We start from the raw sequence: 17,187 nt of genomic DNA on the forward strand, positions 1-17,187 counted from the left end.
TGATCCAAAATGATTAGAAAGGCAATGAAATCAGATAGGCTCTAAGTATTGAATTATCCTCACAAGCTACATCTTCATTTCCTTGTTAGCCTATAAAGTGAAGTAAGAAATGAAAGAGCATTAGGAGCATTCATGTACGTACTAATTGGTGGAGCAGGCTTAGTGGGGCTGACTTTAGCCCAAAAACTGGTAGAAGTAGGACATACTGTTGCCGTTATTGACATTGATCCTATAGCTTGTCGCTATGCCCGTGAACAAGTAGGAGCAATGGCTTTTGAAGGAAGTGCTGTGAGTACAGAAGTATTGTTAGAAGCTGGGATTCGGAAAGCCGGCTCCTTGGCAGCTGTCCTGAGAAGTGATGCTTTAAACTTGGCAATGGTAACTCTTGCGAAACATTATGGTGTTCCCCACCTTTTAAGTCGGATGCGCCACCCCGATTTTGCCGAACCACTGCGGATAGCTGGAGCCAACCATATCATCAGTACTGTTGAACTAGCAGTTTCAACAATGGTGAATGCTATTGAGTATCCGCAAGTAGAATCAATGATGCATTTTGAGCAAGGGCAAATTGAGGTTCTGAAACTTTCCATCCCAAACAATTGCTATGTTGCTGGTCGTAGCGTCGCCGAAATCGCTCAGGATTCCGGGTTTCCTAGTGGTTCGCTAATTATTGGCTATCAACCCCATCCCCACGAAGACTTAATGATTCCTAACGGCAGTACAATACTGGAACCTCATTCAACAGTGCTGATTGTGACTAAACCAGGATGTTTACACCAAGTAATTGATTTTATTGAACAAAAATGTTGAGCGCAGTCCCTACCTAAACTCTTTATTAGATGGGGTTAGCTACAGATGTATAAAAAATGGGTATAAATAGTTTTAATGAAGCCGTATCCACATCTTTATTTAGCGATCGCTGTTATTTTTCTTGTATCTTGTCAATCAACAAGTATTCCACCCAAGTCACAACCCGATGCTACTCAAGCAACCCCATCTCAAAAAATAGTGACGCTGGATAAGAATTTTAAGATAGCAAGCGGTCAAACTGTTTATGTTCCTGTCTATTCTCATATCTATCATCACAATCGCCAGGAGATTTTTGAGTTAGCAGTTACGCTCAGTATTCGGAATACAGATTTGACCAATCCGATGATCATTACTTCCGTGCGCTACTATAACTCAGATGGGAAATTAGTTAAACAGTATTTAGAGCGCCCTATTCAGCTTGATGCACTAGCTTCTACAGATTTTTTTATTAATAGAAATGACACTAGTGGAGGTTTAGGCGCAAACTTTATTGTAGAGTGGGTAGCCCAAACAGATATATCCGAACCTATAGTGGAAGCAGTCATGATTGGTACTGACTTTCAGCAAGGAATTTCTTTTATTAGTCCCGGTAGAGTCATTAAAAGTCAACCTAATTCATAATCACCATCGACTCGAATGTTGGCACAATTAATGTAGTCAGCTTTGGGATTGACAACAAAGATAACTGCATTACCAATATCTTCAACTCGTCCCAGTCGTCCCCATGTATTTGAGACCCACTCACCCAACTTCTGTTCGCGCTCCTTTTTATCCTTGGGAATTTCCATTGCATCTGCCTGTTTGTCAATCATTTCTGTCCAAATCAATCTAGGACTGATAGCGTTGCTCGTCACTCCTGTTTTAGCAAGCAAGGGCATTGGCGAGCGAAATAGAAAGATTAAGCACAGCTGCTTTTGAAGCCGACTAAGCTTCTGCAAGGTTGACGCAGGTTTGTATATCGCTTGCAGCTTGACAGTGTGCTTGTAACGCTTGATTTTGTATAATAGCTGCAAAAAATTGGTTGATCGGTGTTTGAGCCATGTCAATTTATCTCCTTATGAAGTGAAGACGGGCTAACGAACCCAAACTCAGTGACAGAGGCTGGCGAAGTCAAGCGTGGTAATACGCGAGAAAGCTCACCGCCAGCCTCTGTTCGCTAGAGCGCGTCGTTAGGCGGGGGATTCGCGAGGGAACGCGGAACTTTGATAGCCCCACTCCCGGAGATCGGCTAATAGTTAGTGAAGTGATGCTTCTGATTTTATTGAGATCGTCACCAGCGTCACGTCTTGAGAAGCTCGGGTACGAAAATGTCCTCGCAAGTGAGCCGCCGCTTTGACAAGCCCTGCTCAAAATGATATCGCAGGAAAGTGTCAACAGCCTTGCGGTTCGCCTCCAAGCCGTAGGGCCACCAGTCGTCACCCAGCAGGGTGCGATCCTCGTCTACAAGTTTGCTCAACCAAGGGATCATGGTCGCCATGTTGTTGAAAATCATGCCCTTTTTATACTGCTCCCGGACGGCATCTTTAGCATCGCAGAAGCCTTTGTAAACTGCCTTCACAATTTCGGGCCGCTCTGAGGCCAGTTCCTTGCGAACGACGACCACGTGCATGATTGGAAAAATACCCGTGCGCTGGTAATAGGCACGCTCGATCGCCTCATAGTCTTCAAACAGATGGGCGACCTTCGGCGACTTTTCCAGCACGCACTTGGGTACATCCGCAGCAATCAGCGCATCAATTTCTCCCTCTTTGAGCATTTCTCCCAAATCCGTTTCTTCGGGAGCCTGTTCAACTTCAACGTTCGCAGGGTGCGGGTGCGGAATGAAGTCAATCGGCTTCAAGGGCCAGTCAAGCGTGCCAACGATCCAACGGCACTGGTCGGGCGTCACGCCATAGTCGTCCGACAATATCCCCTTGGGCCACACACCCGCGTCGTGACCGTAGAGCGCAAACTCGCCGATGGTTTTGCCCACAAGATCATTCGGTGTTTTGATGCCGCTCGCCTTGTTGATGTAAATCGCCGAGTGCCGGAAACAGCGATTCGGGAATACAGGAATGGCGATGAAAGGCGGTTCTTCAAAATCCATCGTGCGTAGAAAATACGTCATTCCAAGTTCCGACACGTCAAAAGCATGCTTTCGGATCATGCCTTCAAAAACTTCGGTGACGATGGGGTTACTGTGAAAGGTGGCATCCACTCCATCAATTTTGATAGTGCCATCCGCCAAAATGCGAGTCCGGTCGTATTCCCCGAAGGCAATTTCAAGTTTCGTATGATTCATGCTATTGTTTCGTCTCGAACAATTCTGTTTAAGTGTGGTGCGTTTGCCCTGGCCCTCAGCCGCCCAAACTAAGGCTCTGCAACGAATGGCACTAAGATAAGTCCAAAGTCTTGTTTTGTCTCGTTCCGAGCCTCCAGGCTGGGAAACTATTTTGGGAGGCTCCGCCTCCTCTTTCTTGACCAGAGGCAGAGCCTCTTGAAACTCGTTCCCAGTCTTCAGACTGGGAACGAGGTTACACAAGCCTTTCGGCTTTTCTTAGTGCCATTCGGCTCTGCGACGGCGATTTCTGTTTGGGTGTGAAGATAACAAGATATTGCATATAAAACCTCTATTTAGCTTACTTGGTTATAAAAACTTCATTCAGAAATTGGCACAGTCCCTGTATTGTGGAAAGCGGTAATCTGCCAGGTGTTCTCCTTGCGGGTTGTTACGGCTGTCCAGACACCTATATCTTCTATTCGATGTACTTCATCAGGATTCTTCTGTCCAGTAGTTTCCCAAGTGGTATGTGCGACTGCCACATCCGGGGTGAGGAATTTAATTTGGGTGTCAGTAATAGTCATCTGGTTATCGCTTAAGAACGACGCCAGCGCCTGCGCGTGTGCTTGTTTCGTCTCGGCCCGCCCTTTATACCAACGACCCATGACGTCCACGAAATCGATATCCTCGGCAAACAACGTCGCCAAGTGCTCCGCATCTTTAGCGTTCCACGCCTCGGCAAACGTTGTCATCACTGCTTTAATTGCCGCTTCATCCTTTGCACTGGTTTCTGTTGTAGACATAATGATTGTTCTCACTAATGATTTGTATTGAAGAACTACCGCTTAGGAGCGCAGCACCTTGAGTGCCACCTGGGGAAATAAGCCTTGTAACACCAGCGAACTGTACCCAAATTGTCGCCATTGGCTCTAGTCAACGGGCATTACAAAGGGTTGTGTTGCCTCAATTCTTTAATTTCCATCTAGTTTGTCCAGGACTGTCCTGGATACTCAACGAACACGCTGCCGTCCCAAAAAAAGAGCGGAGCCGAAGAGTTCTTAGCTATTTGCGATAGTAACTGCTTGATGGAGGTATTCGTTACTGTCAAGCTGGGCAAGCATGAAGTCAGCCAAGTCGGCACGGGTAATCTTATGGGCTTTCTCGCCCGTTTCGGCATCGAAGACTCGAACGTTCCCCTTGGCAGGGTCGTCGTTGAGGATGGCTGGGCGAAGAATCACCCACTCCAGACCGCTCGATTCGACAGCAGACTCCATTGCCGCTTTGTCCTTGTCCGCGCCGCGCAAAAAGGTCGCAATCAGTAAACGCTCATACAGAGTCGCATTCACTTCACTATCCCCTTCGCCAATCATCGAAGTTACCACCAGACGGCGCACACCGTTTCGCTGCATGGAAGCGATAATTGTGTTGGCGGCGCTCGATTCGAGCGTAGTTGCCTTGTAAGGCGTTTTGCCGCCAATCGTGTCAAGAACAGCGTCTTGACCAAGGACTGCTGCATCCATTGCGACACTGTTGGTAGCGTCACCTTCGATGACGCGAACGTTCGAGACCTCGTATTCGTCAGCTTTGTGAACGAAGGCCGTGACCTGATGACCAGCGGCCACAGCCTGCTCAACTACAGCTCTACCGGTCTTGCCAGCGGCTCCTATGACTAAGACTTTCATGTTTTAACTTCCCTATGTAACGCTTAGTGGATTTTTCGGTCAAAGAAATGCAGCCTCGATTAAGACTTCTGTGCGAATGCAGGATCTGGGGCGAGAGGGAAGACCTGGGTGTTAGAGTAGCCAACCTTGATCAGTGGAAAGCTGTCGATTATCTCTTGCATATGCTTCGGTGACTCCGCTTCAAAGAGAACGGCCGCGCCATGATCCCTCTTGCCCAGCACCCACGATTGACGGAGAAGTCCCTCCATGTAGAGATATTTCGCTCGCGCCTCTTCCTCAAGTAACAATTGCGGGAAGTCAGAGGGCATTTCATCGCTTCCGAATTTCTGTTTGGGCGTGAAGATAACAAGATATTGCATATGACACCTCTATTTAGCTTTAAAGTTTCCTCTGTATTTAACATCTCCCAGTATGATTAATCAACTTATACAGATAAAGGTAGTTTTTATGAATTGATTGTTTGTAATATTGAACAATAGCAGAGTAGAGATCCTGTCATCGCAGTTAGTGCAGGTTATGGACGATTTGAATGCTGTTTTAGTATTTCTCAAAGTCGCGGAACTGGGAGGATTTGTCGCAGCCGCGCGATCGCTAAACTTGCCTAAATCTACCGTCAGTCTGAAGGTCAATAAGCTAGAGCAACGGCTAGGAGTTCGATTATTTCATCGCACGACGCGGCGGGTTTCTCTTACTGAAGAAGGACGACTGTATTACAAAAACTGTTTACCTATTCTCGATGCGTTACATGATGGTGATGATGCGATCGCCAGCCTGCAAGGACATCCGCAAGGCGTCGTCCGAGTGACAGCTACCCCGTTGTTTGTACGGTCTGTTCTCGCACCCAATTTGTCGGAATTTCTGCTGACCTACCCTGATATTCGAGTGATTCTCAATGCGACGACTGAATACAAGGATATTGTGAAGGAAGGGTATGATCTAGCGATTCGGATTGGGGAATTGGACGATTCAACCCTGATCATGCGGCGGATTAGCACAGATCGTCAGAAACTCTTTGCCAGCGTAACCTATATCAAAACTGCTGGCGAACCAAGAGCAATTGCTGATTTGACCAGTCATACGCTGCTTTCTATGGTTCATCGTCAGAACGAAGTGACCTGGACATTGCATAATAAACAGTACGAAACAGTAACGCTCTCCTTTCATCCACGACTACTCAGCAATGACGTTGCCCCCATTTATCAAGCAATCGTTGCTGGAGTAGGGATTGGGCTGCTACCGGAATTTTTGTTTCAGCAGGAGTTACAGGGTGGGAATATAGTAAACGTCTTACCCCAGTGGTCATCAGCTCCGATCCCGATTAACGCACTTTACCCCAGTCGAAAATATGTCCCAATGAAAGTCAAAGTCTTTCTAGAGTTCCTTGAGCAAAAGATGCGCTAAAACTTAACGTCAGTTCGGGTTAATGTTCGGGCGCTTAACTCCCAGGGTTTTGGGTTTGAGGGGCGCTCCTATATATAGGTATTATACTGTAGTATCGAGTGGGAGTACTGCTATTGATATCAGAGAGTTTGTATATTAGACCTCTTGCATAAGTCGAATAGACCCGCCTTAATCCCACGCCACTTGCTACAACGGAGGGAACCTCCCTTCGGGTTCAGCAGTTCCTCATGGGGGAAACCCCCTTTGAGCGACTGCCTCACCGCAACGCAGTGGCTCCCCGATATATTGGGGGGAAACTTTAAATCTTGCCCCCTCCCCTTCATAAGGGGAGCCACTGCGTTGGGCGGCTCTGCCGACTTGAAGCAAGTGGCGTGAGGGTTGGGGAGAGGTGATTCAAGGATTTTTGCAAGAGGTCTATTGAACTAAACCTCTAGCAAAATAGCCTCCTTCTATGTAATATCTCTCACATACACTTGTCGGAATGGAGTTAACAGTGTCATAAAGAAAAGGTGAAGGTTAACCTGTAGGGTATAACTTACCTTAGAGTTGCTTGCACCTTCTAGCTTCGATGGATCACACTCATGACTGAACTCACGCTACGCCTACAAGAGGAAGATACCGAGACAACGATCGCAGTTGATCGAGATGTATTCACAATTGGTCGTTTGCCGGAATGTAACTTATACTTACCTTTTGCTGGAGTATCCCGCAACCATGCTCGCCTTGTTAAAACGGCTGACGGTGTGTGGACTATTGAGGATCTAGGTAGTAAAAACGGGACGCAAGTCAATAAATATATTATTAGCTATCCCCAAGAGTTACATCACGGCGATGTCGTTTGGCTAGGCAATGTTAACTTGGTAGTACTGCTCACAAGTGCTGTTTCACAATCGATACTTGAGTCTCCCGGAAGTTCGGACGTTAATGAGCAAAGAACAATCCTTCACAATGTTGAACAATTACAACAGCAATGGATTGCAGCTGATAGTAAAGATGGCAACATCAATAATAAGGACAAAACCATTGCCCGTCTCAAAGACTTAGTGGATATAGCTAAAAATCTCTCAGCGGCGGCGTCTATAGAAGAGATTTTTTCCCAGGTGCAGCAAGTGGTTTTTCGTTACCTTGATAGTATCGAGCGCTTGGCATTATTAATTGATGTTAATGGTTGCGGTCAATTAGAGTTAGTAAATGCTGCCACTCGAAACGTTTCCCAACAAAAACATCTCCCCTCAGATGGAAGTTGGATTAGTCGGAGTATCTGTCAAAAGGTATTTGACGAAAAAGTTGTCATTCAAACCGCCGATACCCATGAGGATGAACGGTTTGCTAGTGAACAAAGTATTTTGGTCAAAGGCATTCGTAGCGCGATGGCAGTGCCTTTATGGGATGAAAATAAAGTTGTGGGCGTATTGTATGCCGATGCCAATCTTTCTTCTTACCATTGGGCAAATGAAGGCGAGGAAGAACTCAGCTTTTTTTCGGCTCTAGCAAACCTTGTGGCTTCTAGCGTGCAGCGTTGGCTGTTGGTAGAGAAACTCAAAACTGAAGAAATAATTCGTCACCGACTAGAACGCTATCATTCTCCAGCAGTCGTACAGCAGTTGATATCTGTAGGCGGATTACCGGGTGGTCGTTTAGCTCCCGCTGAGAGCGAAATCAGTATTGTGTTTGCAGATTTGGTTGGCTTTACAGCAATTTCTGAAAGGTTAACACCAACTGCGATCGCTCAATTATTAAATAATTTATTTGAAGAGATGCTAAAAGAAGTGTTTACTTACGGCGGCACTTTAGATAAGTATATTGGCGATTGTATTATGGCATTTTTTGGCGCTCCAGAACCGCAACCAGATCACGCCGATCGCGCAACCGCAGCTGCTAAGGGAATGCTCACTCGTCTCGAACATCTCAATGCCAATGGATTTTGGCACGAACCCCTACAATTACGTATTGCTATTAACAGCGGTAAGGCTGTCGTGGGAGATGTTGGTAGCTCTCAAAGGGTAGATTATACGGCATTAGGCACGACGATTAATCTTGCCGCTCGTATGGAAGCAGTTTGTCCTCCTAGTGAGTGCGTGATTAGTGAAGTCACCTATAAAATGCTTTCAGAACCCTTCGATTTTCAAGAAATGGGAGATTATCGTTTCAAAGGTATTGAGCGATTAGTGAAGATTTATCAGACAAATTTGCGGCAAATGCCAACAATTATTAGTCCAATCATTAATTTTTAGTGATGGTGCATTGAAAAACAACTAACTAATGACTAATGAAAATTGTCAATTTATCAATATAAATACATAGTTAAATTGTATATTTTATTTCAAAAATAATTGCAAAATTGTAATATTAAGCAACTAATTCTGGGCTTAAAGACTAAAATTTGGGTGGTAGCTTCCAACATTAATATGTGTAACACTAAGAAGCCTACCTCAAGCTGTTTTTAACGGGAGATCAGGTAATGGCTATCGTCACCATTAATCCCGCCACTGGGGAGACGCTTAAAACCTTTGAAGCGCTCAACGATGCAGAGATTGCTGCTAAACTCGATTTGGCTAATCAGTCTTTTGAAAAGTATCGTCAGACTAGTTTTTCGACGCGATCGCACGCTCTTCAAAAGGCTGCTGAGATTTTAGAGCAAGACAAAGCAGAATTTGCGAAGTTGATGACTCTAGAAATGGGTAAGCCATTTAAAGCTGCGATCGCGGAAGTCGAAAAATGCGCCGTTGTCTGTCGCTACTATGCCGAACACGCCCCTGGTTTCTTGGCTGATGTCAGTGTAAAAACTGATGCCAGCCAAAGTTTTGTTCGCTACCAACCAATGGGTGCAATTCTCGCGGTGATGCCGTGGAATTTTCCCTTCTGGCAAGTATTCCGCTTTGCTGCACCAGCATTGATGGCGGGAAATGTCGGCTTACTCAAACATGCTTCCAATGTGCCCCAGTGCGCCTTGGCAATTGAGGATATTATCCGACGAGCAGGTTTTCCTGAAGGTGCTTTTCAAACTCTATTAATAGGCGCTGCTAAAGTCGCCGATTTGATGGCTGATGACCGCGTAAAAGCTGCCACCTTGACAGGAAGCGAACCAGCAGGTATATCCCTCGCCGTCGCTGCCGGCAAACAAATTAAAAAAACTGTTTTGGAATTGGGAGGAAGTGACCCATTTATTGTGTTAGAAAGTGCTGACTTAGAGGCAGCAGTTGTCACAGCTACTACAGCGCGGATGTTGAATAACGGGCAATCATGTATTGCAGCCAAACGTTTTATTGTCGCAGAAGCGATCGCAGACAAATTTGAAAAATTGCTTTTAGAAAAATTTGAGACGCTTAAAGTAGGCGATCCCATGCAACCAGATACCGATTTAGGCCCATTAGCAACACCTGGTATTCTCCAGGATTTAGATCAACAAGTGCAAGATGCGATCAGCAGTGGTGCTAAAGTCCTCACCGGTGGACATCCTTTATCAGATCGTCCAGGGAACTTTTATCCACCAACGATTATCATAAATATCCCGCCTGAAGCACCAATTGCAAAAGAAGAATTTTTTGGCCCAGTAGCCTTGTTATTCCGGGTTTCGGATATTGATGCTGCCATTAAACTTGCTAATGACAGTCCCTTTGGCTTAGGTGCAAGTGCTTGGACAACCAATGATCAAGAAAGCGATCGCTTGGTTGAGGAAATTGAAGCCGGTGCAGTATTTATCAACAGTATGGTCAAATCTGATCCCCGATTGCCCTTTGGCGGCACTAAGCGTTCTGGATATGGCAGAGAATTGAGTATCCAAGGGATACATGAGTTTGTCAATGTTAAAACTGTGTGGGTGAAGTGATAGGGATTGGGTATTGGGGACTGGGGATTGGGTATTGGAGACTGGTATTGGGATTAAAAATTAGGAATTAGAGATTAAGAATTAGGTATTGGGAAAGATTTTTCCCAGTCCCTAGTTCCCAGTCCCTAGTCCCCAGTCCCCAATCCCCAGTCCCCAGTCCCCAGTCCCCAGTCCCCAATCCCCAGTCCCCAGTCCCCAGCCCCCAGTCCCCAGTCCCCAGTCTTATTCGTTGCAAGTTAGGAAATCAAATGAATACAGCAGAATTATTGGTGCAGTGCCTAGAAAATGAAGGAGTGCAATATATTTTTGGACTCCCTGGTGAAGAAAACTTGCACGTTTTGGAAGCGCTGAAACATTCTTCGATTAAATTTATTACGACTCGTCATGAACAGGGTGCAGCATTCATGGCCGATGTCTACGGACGCTTAACAGGAAAAGCCGGAGTGTGTCTTTCTACTCTTGGGCCTGGGGCAACCAACTTGATGACTGGGGTAGCAGATGCTAACCTCGATGGTGCGCCCTTAGTGGCGATTACTGGTCAAGTGGGAACAGATCGAATGCATATTGAATCCCATCAATATTTAGATTTGGTGGCAATGTTTGCACCTGTTACCAAGTGGAATAAGCAGATTGTGCGACCGAGTATTACACCAGAAGTAGTGCGGAAAGCATTTAAGCGATCGCAATCTGAAAAACCTGGTGCAGTTCACATCGATTTGCCCGAAAATATTGCTGCCATGCCCGTCGAAGGCAAACCTTTGCGTAAGGATAATAGTGAAAAAAGCTATGCATCTTTTGCTAGTATTCGGGCAGCAGCAGCCGCAATTTGCCAAGCAGTTAACCCATTAATCTTAGTAGGAAATGGAGCAATTCGCGCTCATGCAAGTGATGCAGTCACACAATTTGCTACATTGCTGAATATACCTGTTGCCAATACTTTTATGGGTAAAGGCGTGATTCCCTATACACATCAATTAGCTTTGTGGTCGGTTGGATTACAACAAAGAGATTTTATTACGTGTGCCTTTGACAACACAGATTTAGTAATTGCGATCGGCTATGATTTGATTGAGTTTTCCCCGAAGAAATGGAATCGCAATGGTGAAATTCCCATTGTACATATAGGGGTAAGTCCGGCGGAAATTGATAGTAGTTATATTCCCAACGCCGAAGTCGTGGGAGATATTTCAGATTCCCTCTATGAAATTTTAAAATTAGCAGACAGACAAGGTAAACCCGATCCCTTGGCTATTAGCTTAAGGTCAGAGATTCGCGCTGATTACGAACAGTATGCCCATGATGACGGATTTCCCATTAAACCGCAAAAGTTAATTTATGACTTACGGCAAGTAATGGGCCCAGATGATATCGTCATCTCTGATGTTGGCGCACATAAAATGTGGATGGCGCGTCATTATCATTGCCATAGCCCCAATACTTGCATAATTTCCAACGGCTTCGCAGCTATGGGTATTGCCATTCCTGGCGCTTTAGCAGCAAAACTCGTTCATCCTAAGCGCAAAGTCGTTGCTGTAACAGGCGATGGTGGTTTTATGATGAATTCTCAGGAATTAGAAACAGCCTTACGTGTCGGTACGCCCTTTGTCACCATAATTTTTAATGATGGAGGCTATGGGTTAATTGAGTGGAAGCAAGAAAATCAATTTGGCAAAGGAAACTCATCCTTTGTGCATTTTAGCAATCCTGATTTTGTCAAATTAGCCGAAAGCATGGGTTTAAAAGGTTACCGAGTTGAATCAGCTTTAGATTTGATTCCCACCCTGAAAGAAGCCCTCGCTCAAGATGTACCCGCTGTCATAGATTGTCCCGTGGACTACCGGGAGAATCACCGCTTCAGTCAAAAAGCCGGCGAGTTGAGTTGTGCGCTGTAAAAAATAGAGACAAGAGAGACGCGATTAATTGCGTCTGTACAAGAGTTAGGAGTTAGGAGTTAGGAGTTATTTATTCCTAACTCCTTATTAATTTCCACTCCTTTAACGTTTTGGTAGAGTGCGTTACGCCAAAGGCTAAGGCACCGCTTTACTTCACTTCATTTGTAGAGATATTTCTTCTCCTTCTTCGCGTCCTTCTCTACGAGACGCTACGCGAATGCGTCCTTGGCGGTTCGTTAAAAAAACCACGAGTATCAAAGACTCGTCAGCGAGTATTAAAGACTCATTCACGAGTATCAAAGACTCGTTGACGAGTATCAAAGACTCGTTAATGGAGTTCAAAGACTCATTCACGAGTATCAAAGACTCGTTGACGGAGTTCAAAGACTCGTCCACGAGTATCAAAGACTCGTCCACGAGTATCAAAGACTCGTTGACGAGTATCAAAGACTCGTTGACGAGTATCAAAGACTCGTCCACGAGTATCAAAGACTCGTCTACGAGTATCAAAGACTCGTTTACAATAAATTAGAAGTTATTGATTCTAACTCATCACTGATTTTTACTGTTAATTAATCGTCTTCTGGTTGGAATTTGTACTTTCTTGCTTTTGGGCAATATTTTTTACTGCTTTGCATTCCCTTTTGTCAATATCTGACTTAATCTTCAATTCTTTAGTATTGAGCGTTATTTCAACTTGGTATTGACCATTCACCATATTAATAGCGGCGTAAGTTACTGTACCAAACATCATCACTCCGCAAAGTGATAAGGTAATTTGCAAAACTCCCAGTTCTCGTTTCATTTTTAAAGCCCTTAATTCCTTATATTCCCATTACAACTTGGTGCTGGCTGAGAACAAAGTTGAGAAATAGTCATCCATTAGACGAGTTTTAGTTGATTATCGGTTAACTTCAGGATGACTCTAATTTAGTAGAGTGCAACAGGCGATCGCTCAACAGCAAGGCTATTTAGCTAGTATAAAAACCTGATATACTCACAGCAGTTTCTCGATGAGGAATGATGGCGCGATCGCTCCGAGTAGCCCCACAGTATATTAAAAAAGTAAAGTCAGCACTTGGGCGTAACGGCTATCCCAGCCAGCAGTCCTTGGCTACTGATATAGTAATTTCTCTTTCCACAGTCAAAAGCTTTCTCATTGGTAAACCTGTTGACTATCTAAATTTTGTAGAACTTAGCAAAAAACTGGGGTTAGAATGGCAAGACATTGCATACAAAGAACCAGAAACTCAGCCAAATAAACCTCAGCCAACTAACGGGGAAGCATCACCCTTCATCACTGGCGCACCCATCACCCAGCCGCGTGACTTTTTTGGACGCGAGAAAGAATTAAAACGTCTCTTCAACTTACTCAAACGCCATCCCCTACAAAACGCCGCCATTATCAGTAAAAAGCGCAGTGGTAAAACATCTCTGCTGCACTACCTAAAAAATATCACCACCACACCAGCAGAACAGCTGCGTCCTGAACAAAAATCTGACTGGCTACCGCATCCAGAAAATTACTGTTGGATTTTCGTAGACTTGCAAGACGCACGAATGCAAAGCCGAGAAGGACTGCTAAAGTACATCTTGGAATCACTGAAGATGCAAGTGCCAACACCCTGCGATTTAGATCATTTCATGGATGTAGTCAGCGATAATTTGCATTCTCCCACAGTCATTTTATTGGATGAGATTAGTGTTGGCTTGCAACGCTGTCCAGAATTAGATGATGGCTTTTGGGAGAGTTTGCGGTCTTTGGCGACTAACCACACAGACGGGAATCTAGCATTTGTCTTGGCTACCCCCGAATCACCGATTGACATGGCGCACAACACAGGACACAGTTCACCCTTTTTCAATATTTTCGGTTACACCGGATATCTGGGAACATTGACTGAGATAGAAGCGCGAGAATTGATAGCAAGTTCGCCGATTGCTTTCACTGATGAAGATGTGGAGTGGATTTTGACAGAAAGTTGCTGCTGGCCACTCTTGTTACAAATCCTGTGTAGAGAAAGATTATTTAGTTTAGAAGAAGAGGAGAGTGATGATAACTGGCGTGAGGAAGGATTACAACAAATGAAATCATTTACTCATTTATTAGATTCATAACTAGCAGAGTAACTATGAAAGCACACAGAATTGAAACAAAGTTAACTAAAAACGGAACCTTGATTCTTGAGGATTTACCATTTCAGGCTGGGGAAGCTGTTGAAATTATTATTTTAGAACGTTTTCCCCAAGCTTCAGAATCTAATCCTTATCCTTTACGGGGAACAGTTATTCACTATGACGATCCTTTTGAGCCTCCTGTACCTATAGAAGATTGGGAAGTCTTGCAATGATAATCTTAGATACCCATATTTGGATTTGGTGGGTAGATAATAGTGAACGACTAAACCAGAAATATCGAGATTGCATTGAAGAATATCAATCTCAAGGACTAGGAGTCAGCATTATTTCTTGTTGGGAAGTCGCCAAACTGGTTGAGAATCGCAAACTTGCTTTTTCAATTTCAGTTGACGAGTGGATAGCAGTAGCTTTAGCTTATCCAGGAGTGCAGCTACTCGAACTGACAATTCCAATTATCGTTGAATCAACCAAACTCACAGGTTTTCACCGAGATCCATCTGACCAAATCATTGTAGCCAGTGCCAGAATTAACGGTTGTCCGTTACTAACTGTTGACGCCAAAATTCTGGCATATCCTGGGGTGCAAACTCTCAAAAAGTGAAAGAAAAGTTAGCGTTGCTGAATTAAGCTATGAATTGTTCTTTGCGTCTTTGTGCTTTTACGTGAAGCTCTTTAACATCCTGATTTAGCAACACAGAGTATTAAATAGGAGTGTGCGATGTGCGACTTATTCTTGAAACCCCTCTCCAAACCTCTCCCCGCTTCGGGGAGAGGCTTTAAGTCTTGCTCCCCTTCCCTTGTAGGGAAGGGGCTGGGGGTTAGGTTTGAGAGAAAGTTGCACACCGCGTTAGGAGTGCAGAAACGTTGACTTCACCACAACTACTCCCCAACGCCTACACCGATGCACCCGAACAGCACCCCAATTTAATACTCGGTAGCCTGCAACTGCTTTTCTGGCTTTTCTTCCACCCTTCAGCGTGGCGTAACCACCTTCAGCGGATTGACCCTGATCGAGACTGGGACTCCTCTTTGATTATCTCGTTAATACAAGGGCGATGGCGAAACTTTGCTCTGTGGCGGCTGCACATCCAGGGACACTTAATTTTACCTATCCTGGCTAACTTACTGCTAGGCTTAGTGCTGTGGATGTTGGGTGAACCAATCGAAAATATAGCTTTTAGGGTGGCGTTCGGCGTGGCGTTCAGCGTGGCGTTCGGCGTGGCGTTCGGCGTGGCGTTCGGCGTGGCGTTCGGCGTGGCGTTCGGCGTGGCGTTCGGCGTGGCGTTCGGCGCGGGAGCCGTGGCGGTAGGCGTGGCGGTAGGCGTGGCGTTCGGCGTAGCGTTCGGCGTGTCGAGAGGCGTGGTAGTAGGCGCGGGAGCCGTGGCGGTAGGCGTGGCGGTAGGCGTGGGGTTCGGCGTGGCGGTAGGCGTGGGGTTCGGCGTGGCGCTAGGCGCGGGAATAACTATTAATTCATGGCGGCCTGTTCTATCCTTTCCATTTCTCCTTGTCTGGAATTATCTCCTCTATAGATTAGACAAACGACGTAATGGTAAAAGCACTTGCTTATTGCGCTTTCACTCCGCCTTCTGGGATGAGTGGCAACGTTTACGTCTACCCCGCTTGGATGAACATCTCCTCTTTGTCATCAAAAATAACCCAGTTGAAGGCAAAGCCGCCCTAGAATATCTCACTACCAGCCCCCAGCACTGGGCTGCACAAGCTGTACAAATTGAACTAGATGCACGTAGTTTACAAGGCTGTGCTGATGTAGAAGCTATCCGTGAAGCTCATCGCAGTCTGGTAATTGGCGAACTAGAGAGTGAAGTTAGCCCTCTACTACGAATCTTTAGCCGTATCAGCGAGGATGTTGATGCTGCTCTCAATCAAGCAAGTGCTTATAACCAGCGTTTACTTCTCAGAGATGTTGCAGATAAATTAAATCTACAGTTGCAGAACTTCGCTCGTAGCAGCGACAAATACACAGTCCGTTTCTACCCCATCATCAAAAGTTGGCGTGAGATAATAACTAACTATGTAGGAGAACTGGCTAGGATTACTCAACTCCGTCAAGAAATTGACTCGCCTTACATTACTGGTAATCCCCTTACACTAGAGCAAGAAATTTTCACAGGGCGCGATGACATCGGTTTACGCATCGAGCAACTATTGCGCGATCGCCGTCGCCCACCTCTGTTACTCTATGGTCAGCGACGCATGGGTAAAACTTCCCTCCTTAATAACATCGGAAAGTTACTACCTAATACCATCATCCCCATGTTTGTGGACTTGCAAGGCGCACCTTCATCAGCTAGTGACCATGCAGGTTTTCTCTACAACCTAGCTAGAGAGATGGAGAAGTCAGCGAAAAAGCAAGGTGTAACTCTACCATCCCTAGCCCGCGAAGTGCTAAAATCTGACCCCTTCACTTATTTCTATGAATGGCTAGATAAAGTAGAACAGGCTTTAGAACAAAATATCGCCTTACTAACGCTAGATGAATTCGAGGTACTAGACAACGCCATAGCCAAAGGTCGCTTTGATGAACAAGATGTTTTGGGAATGCTGCGTAACCTCATTCAACATCGTCCCCGCTTCAAGGTGTTGCTGGCTGGCTCCCATACTATCGAAGAATATCAGCGCTGGGCTAGTTATCTCATTAATGTCCAAGTAGTGCATATCTCCTACCTCAAAGAAGCGGAAGCACGACAATTAATTGAACGTCCCGTCAAAGATTTTACTCTGCGCTATGAACCCAACGCTGTTGAGCGAGTGCTACAACTCACCCGTTGTCACCCATTCTTAGTACAACTACTCTGTGCGGAAATTATTGTCCTTAAGAACGAACAAGACCCCTCTATTCGGCGATTGGCAACTTTAGCGGATGTGGAAGCCGCGATACCAGAAGCTTTGCAAAGTGGTGGCTTTTTCTTCGCTGACATTCAAAACAATCAAGTAGACACTACTGGACAGGCTATTCTACGTTTTATCGCCGCTCAAGGGGAAGGGGCTATAGTTAGCCGCCAAACTCTGTTGCAACAGTTCTCCGATGCTGATATTACTTTCAGCTTGCTGTTGCAACGGGAGTTAATTGAGGAAGTTGACGACGGCTATCGCTTCCAGGTGGAGTTGATTCGCCGCTGGTTTGTTTGAATCATGTCCGGTAAATTAACTTAT

At 45.4% G+C, this 17,187-nt stretch carries 17 protein-coding genes; 10 read left to right on the top strand and 7 right to left on the bottom strand.

Annotation, left to right across the window (positions count from 1 at the left end; genetic code table 11):
- Nucleotides 1-132 precede the first annotated feature (132 nt).
- Both V7K35_RS26435 and V7K35_RS26440 read left to right on the top strand, forming a co-directional pair.
- Nucleotides 133-810, top strand: a complete 678-nt coding sequence (locus V7K35_RS26435) for a potassium channel family protein (RefSeq protein WP_335083103.1) — start codon at nt 133-135, stop codon at nt 808-810.
- Nucleotides 811-885: 75 nt separating this feature from the next.
- Complete coding sequence (locus V7K35_RS26440) at nt 886-1,431, top strand: DUF3124 domain-containing protein (RefSeq protein ID WP_334724348.1); 546 nt, start codon at nt 886-888, stop codon at nt 1,429-1,431.
- Here the strand turns inward: V7K35_RS26440 and V7K35_RS26445 are convergent.
- From V7K35_RS26445 to V7K35_RS26465, 5 genes are all read right to left on the bottom strand, one after another.
- Complete coding sequence (locus V7K35_RS26445; protein ID WP_335083105.1) at nt 1,416-1,688, bottom strand: SDR family oxidoreductase; 273 nt, start codon at nt 1,686-1,688, stop codon at nt 1,416-1,418. The two genes, V7K35_RS26440 and V7K35_RS26445, sit on opposite strands and share 16 nt — an antisense overlap.
- A gap of 401 nt (nt 1,689-2,089) precedes the next feature.
- Nucleotides 2,090-3,091 (bottom strand): hypothetical protein, encoded by a 1,002-nt coding sequence (locus V7K35_RS26450; protein ID WP_335083107.1) that lies wholly within the window; start codon nt 3,089-3,091, stop codon nt 2,090-2,092.
- Between the two features lie 356 nt (nt 3,092-3,447).
- Complete coding sequence (locus V7K35_RS26455; RefSeq protein ID WP_335083109.1) at nt 3,448-3,873, bottom strand: YybH family protein; 426 nt, start codon at nt 3,871-3,873, stop codon at nt 3,448-3,450.
- A 255-nt stretch (nt 3,874-4,128) separates the two neighbouring features.
- Nucleotides 4,129-4,752 carry an NAD(P)-dependent oxidoreductase gene (locus V7K35_RS26460; protein ID WP_335083111.1) on the bottom strand — a complete coding sequence of 208 codons (624 nt, stop codon included), beginning with the start codon at nt 4,750-4,752 and terminating at the stop codon, nt 4,129-4,131.
- Between the two features lie 59 nt (nt 4,753-4,811).
- Nucleotides 4,812-5,111, bottom strand: coding sequence for a muconolactone Delta-isomerase family protein (locus tag V7K35_RS26465; protein ID WP_334965188.1), 300 nt, complete (start codon nt 5,109-5,111; stop codon nt 4,812-4,814).
- A 157-nt stretch (nt 5,112-5,268) separates the two neighbouring features.
- On the opposite strand from V7K35_RS26465, the gene V7K35_RS26470 reads away from it, so the two are divergent.
- From V7K35_RS26470 to V7K35_RS26485, 4 genes are all read left to right on the top strand, one after another.
- Nucleotides 5,269-6,153, top strand: a complete 885-nt coding sequence (locus tag V7K35_RS26470) for a LysR family transcriptional regulator (RefSeq protein ID WP_335083113.1) — start codon at nt 5,269-5,271, stop codon at nt 6,151-6,153.
- 581 nt (nt 6,154-6,734) lie between these two features.
- Complete coding sequence (locus V7K35_RS26475) at nt 6,735-8,387, top strand: adenylate/guanylate cyclase domain-containing protein (RefSeq protein WP_335083115.1); 1,653 nt, start codon at nt 6,735-6,737, stop codon at nt 8,385-8,387.
- Nucleotides 8,388-8,614: 227 nt separating this feature from the next.
- Nucleotides 8,615-9,982: an NAD-dependent succinate-semialdehyde dehydrogenase gene (locus V7K35_RS26480; protein ID WP_335083117.1), complete on the top strand. Its 1,368-nt coding sequence runs from the start codon at nt 8,615-8,617 to the stop codon at nt 9,980-9,982.
- A 248-nt stretch (nt 9,983-10,230) separates the two neighbouring features.
- Nucleotides 10,231-11,874, top strand: coding sequence for an acetolactate synthase large subunit (locus tag V7K35_RS26485; protein WP_335083119.1), 1,644 nt, complete (start codon nt 10,231-10,233; stop codon nt 11,872-11,874).
- A 153-nt stretch (nt 11,875-12,027) separates the two neighbouring features.
- Here V7K35_RS26485 and V7K35_RS26490 read toward each other — a convergent pair whose 3' ends face one another.
- Entirely contained in the window at nt 12,028-12,384 is a 357-nt protein-coding gene (locus V7K35_RS26490) for a hypothetical protein (RefSeq protein ID WP_335083121.1), read from the bottom strand.
- A gap of 58 nt (nt 12,385-12,442) precedes the next feature.
- Entirely contained in the window at nt 12,443-12,679 is a 237-nt protein-coding gene (locus V7K35_RS26495) for a hypothetical protein (protein ID WP_335083123.1), read from the bottom strand.
- A gap of 215 nt (nt 12,680-12,894) precedes the next feature.
- Between V7K35_RS26495 and V7K35_RS26500 the strand changes: the two genes are divergently transcribed.
- From V7K35_RS26500 to V7K35_RS26515, 4 genes are all read left to right on the top strand, one after another.
- On the top strand, nt 12,895-13,992 hold the full coding sequence (locus V7K35_RS26500) for an ATP-binding protein (RefSeq protein ID WP_335083124.1): 1,098 nt from the start codon (nt 12,895-12,897) through the stop codon (nt 13,990-13,992).
- 14 nt (nt 13,993-14,006) lie between these two features.
- Nucleotides 14,007-14,225, top strand: a complete 219-nt coding sequence (locus V7K35_RS26505) for a hypothetical protein (protein WP_335083125.1) — start codon at nt 14,007-14,009, stop codon at nt 14,223-14,225.
- Nucleotides 14,222-14,614, top strand: coding sequence for a type II toxin-antitoxin system VapC family toxin (locus V7K35_RS26510; protein ID WP_335083126.1), 393 nt, complete (start codon nt 14,222-14,224; stop codon nt 14,612-14,614). The genes V7K35_RS26505 and V7K35_RS26510 overlap by 4 nt, the downstream gene beginning before the upstream one ends.
- 263 nt (nt 14,615-14,877) lie before the next feature.
- Nucleotides 14,878-17,163 carry an AAA family ATPase gene (locus V7K35_RS26515; RefSeq protein WP_335083128.1) on the top strand — a complete coding sequence of 762 codons (2,286 nt, stop codon included), beginning with the start codon at nt 14,878-14,880 and terminating at the stop codon, nt 17,161-17,163.
- The last annotated feature ends 24 nt before the right edge of the window (nt 17,164-17,187 follow it).

This window comes from Nostoc sp. (assembly GCF_036917275.1).
Classification (GTDB): domain Bacteria; phylum Cyanobacteriota; class Cyanobacteriia; order Cyanobacteriales; family Nostocaceae; genus Nostoc.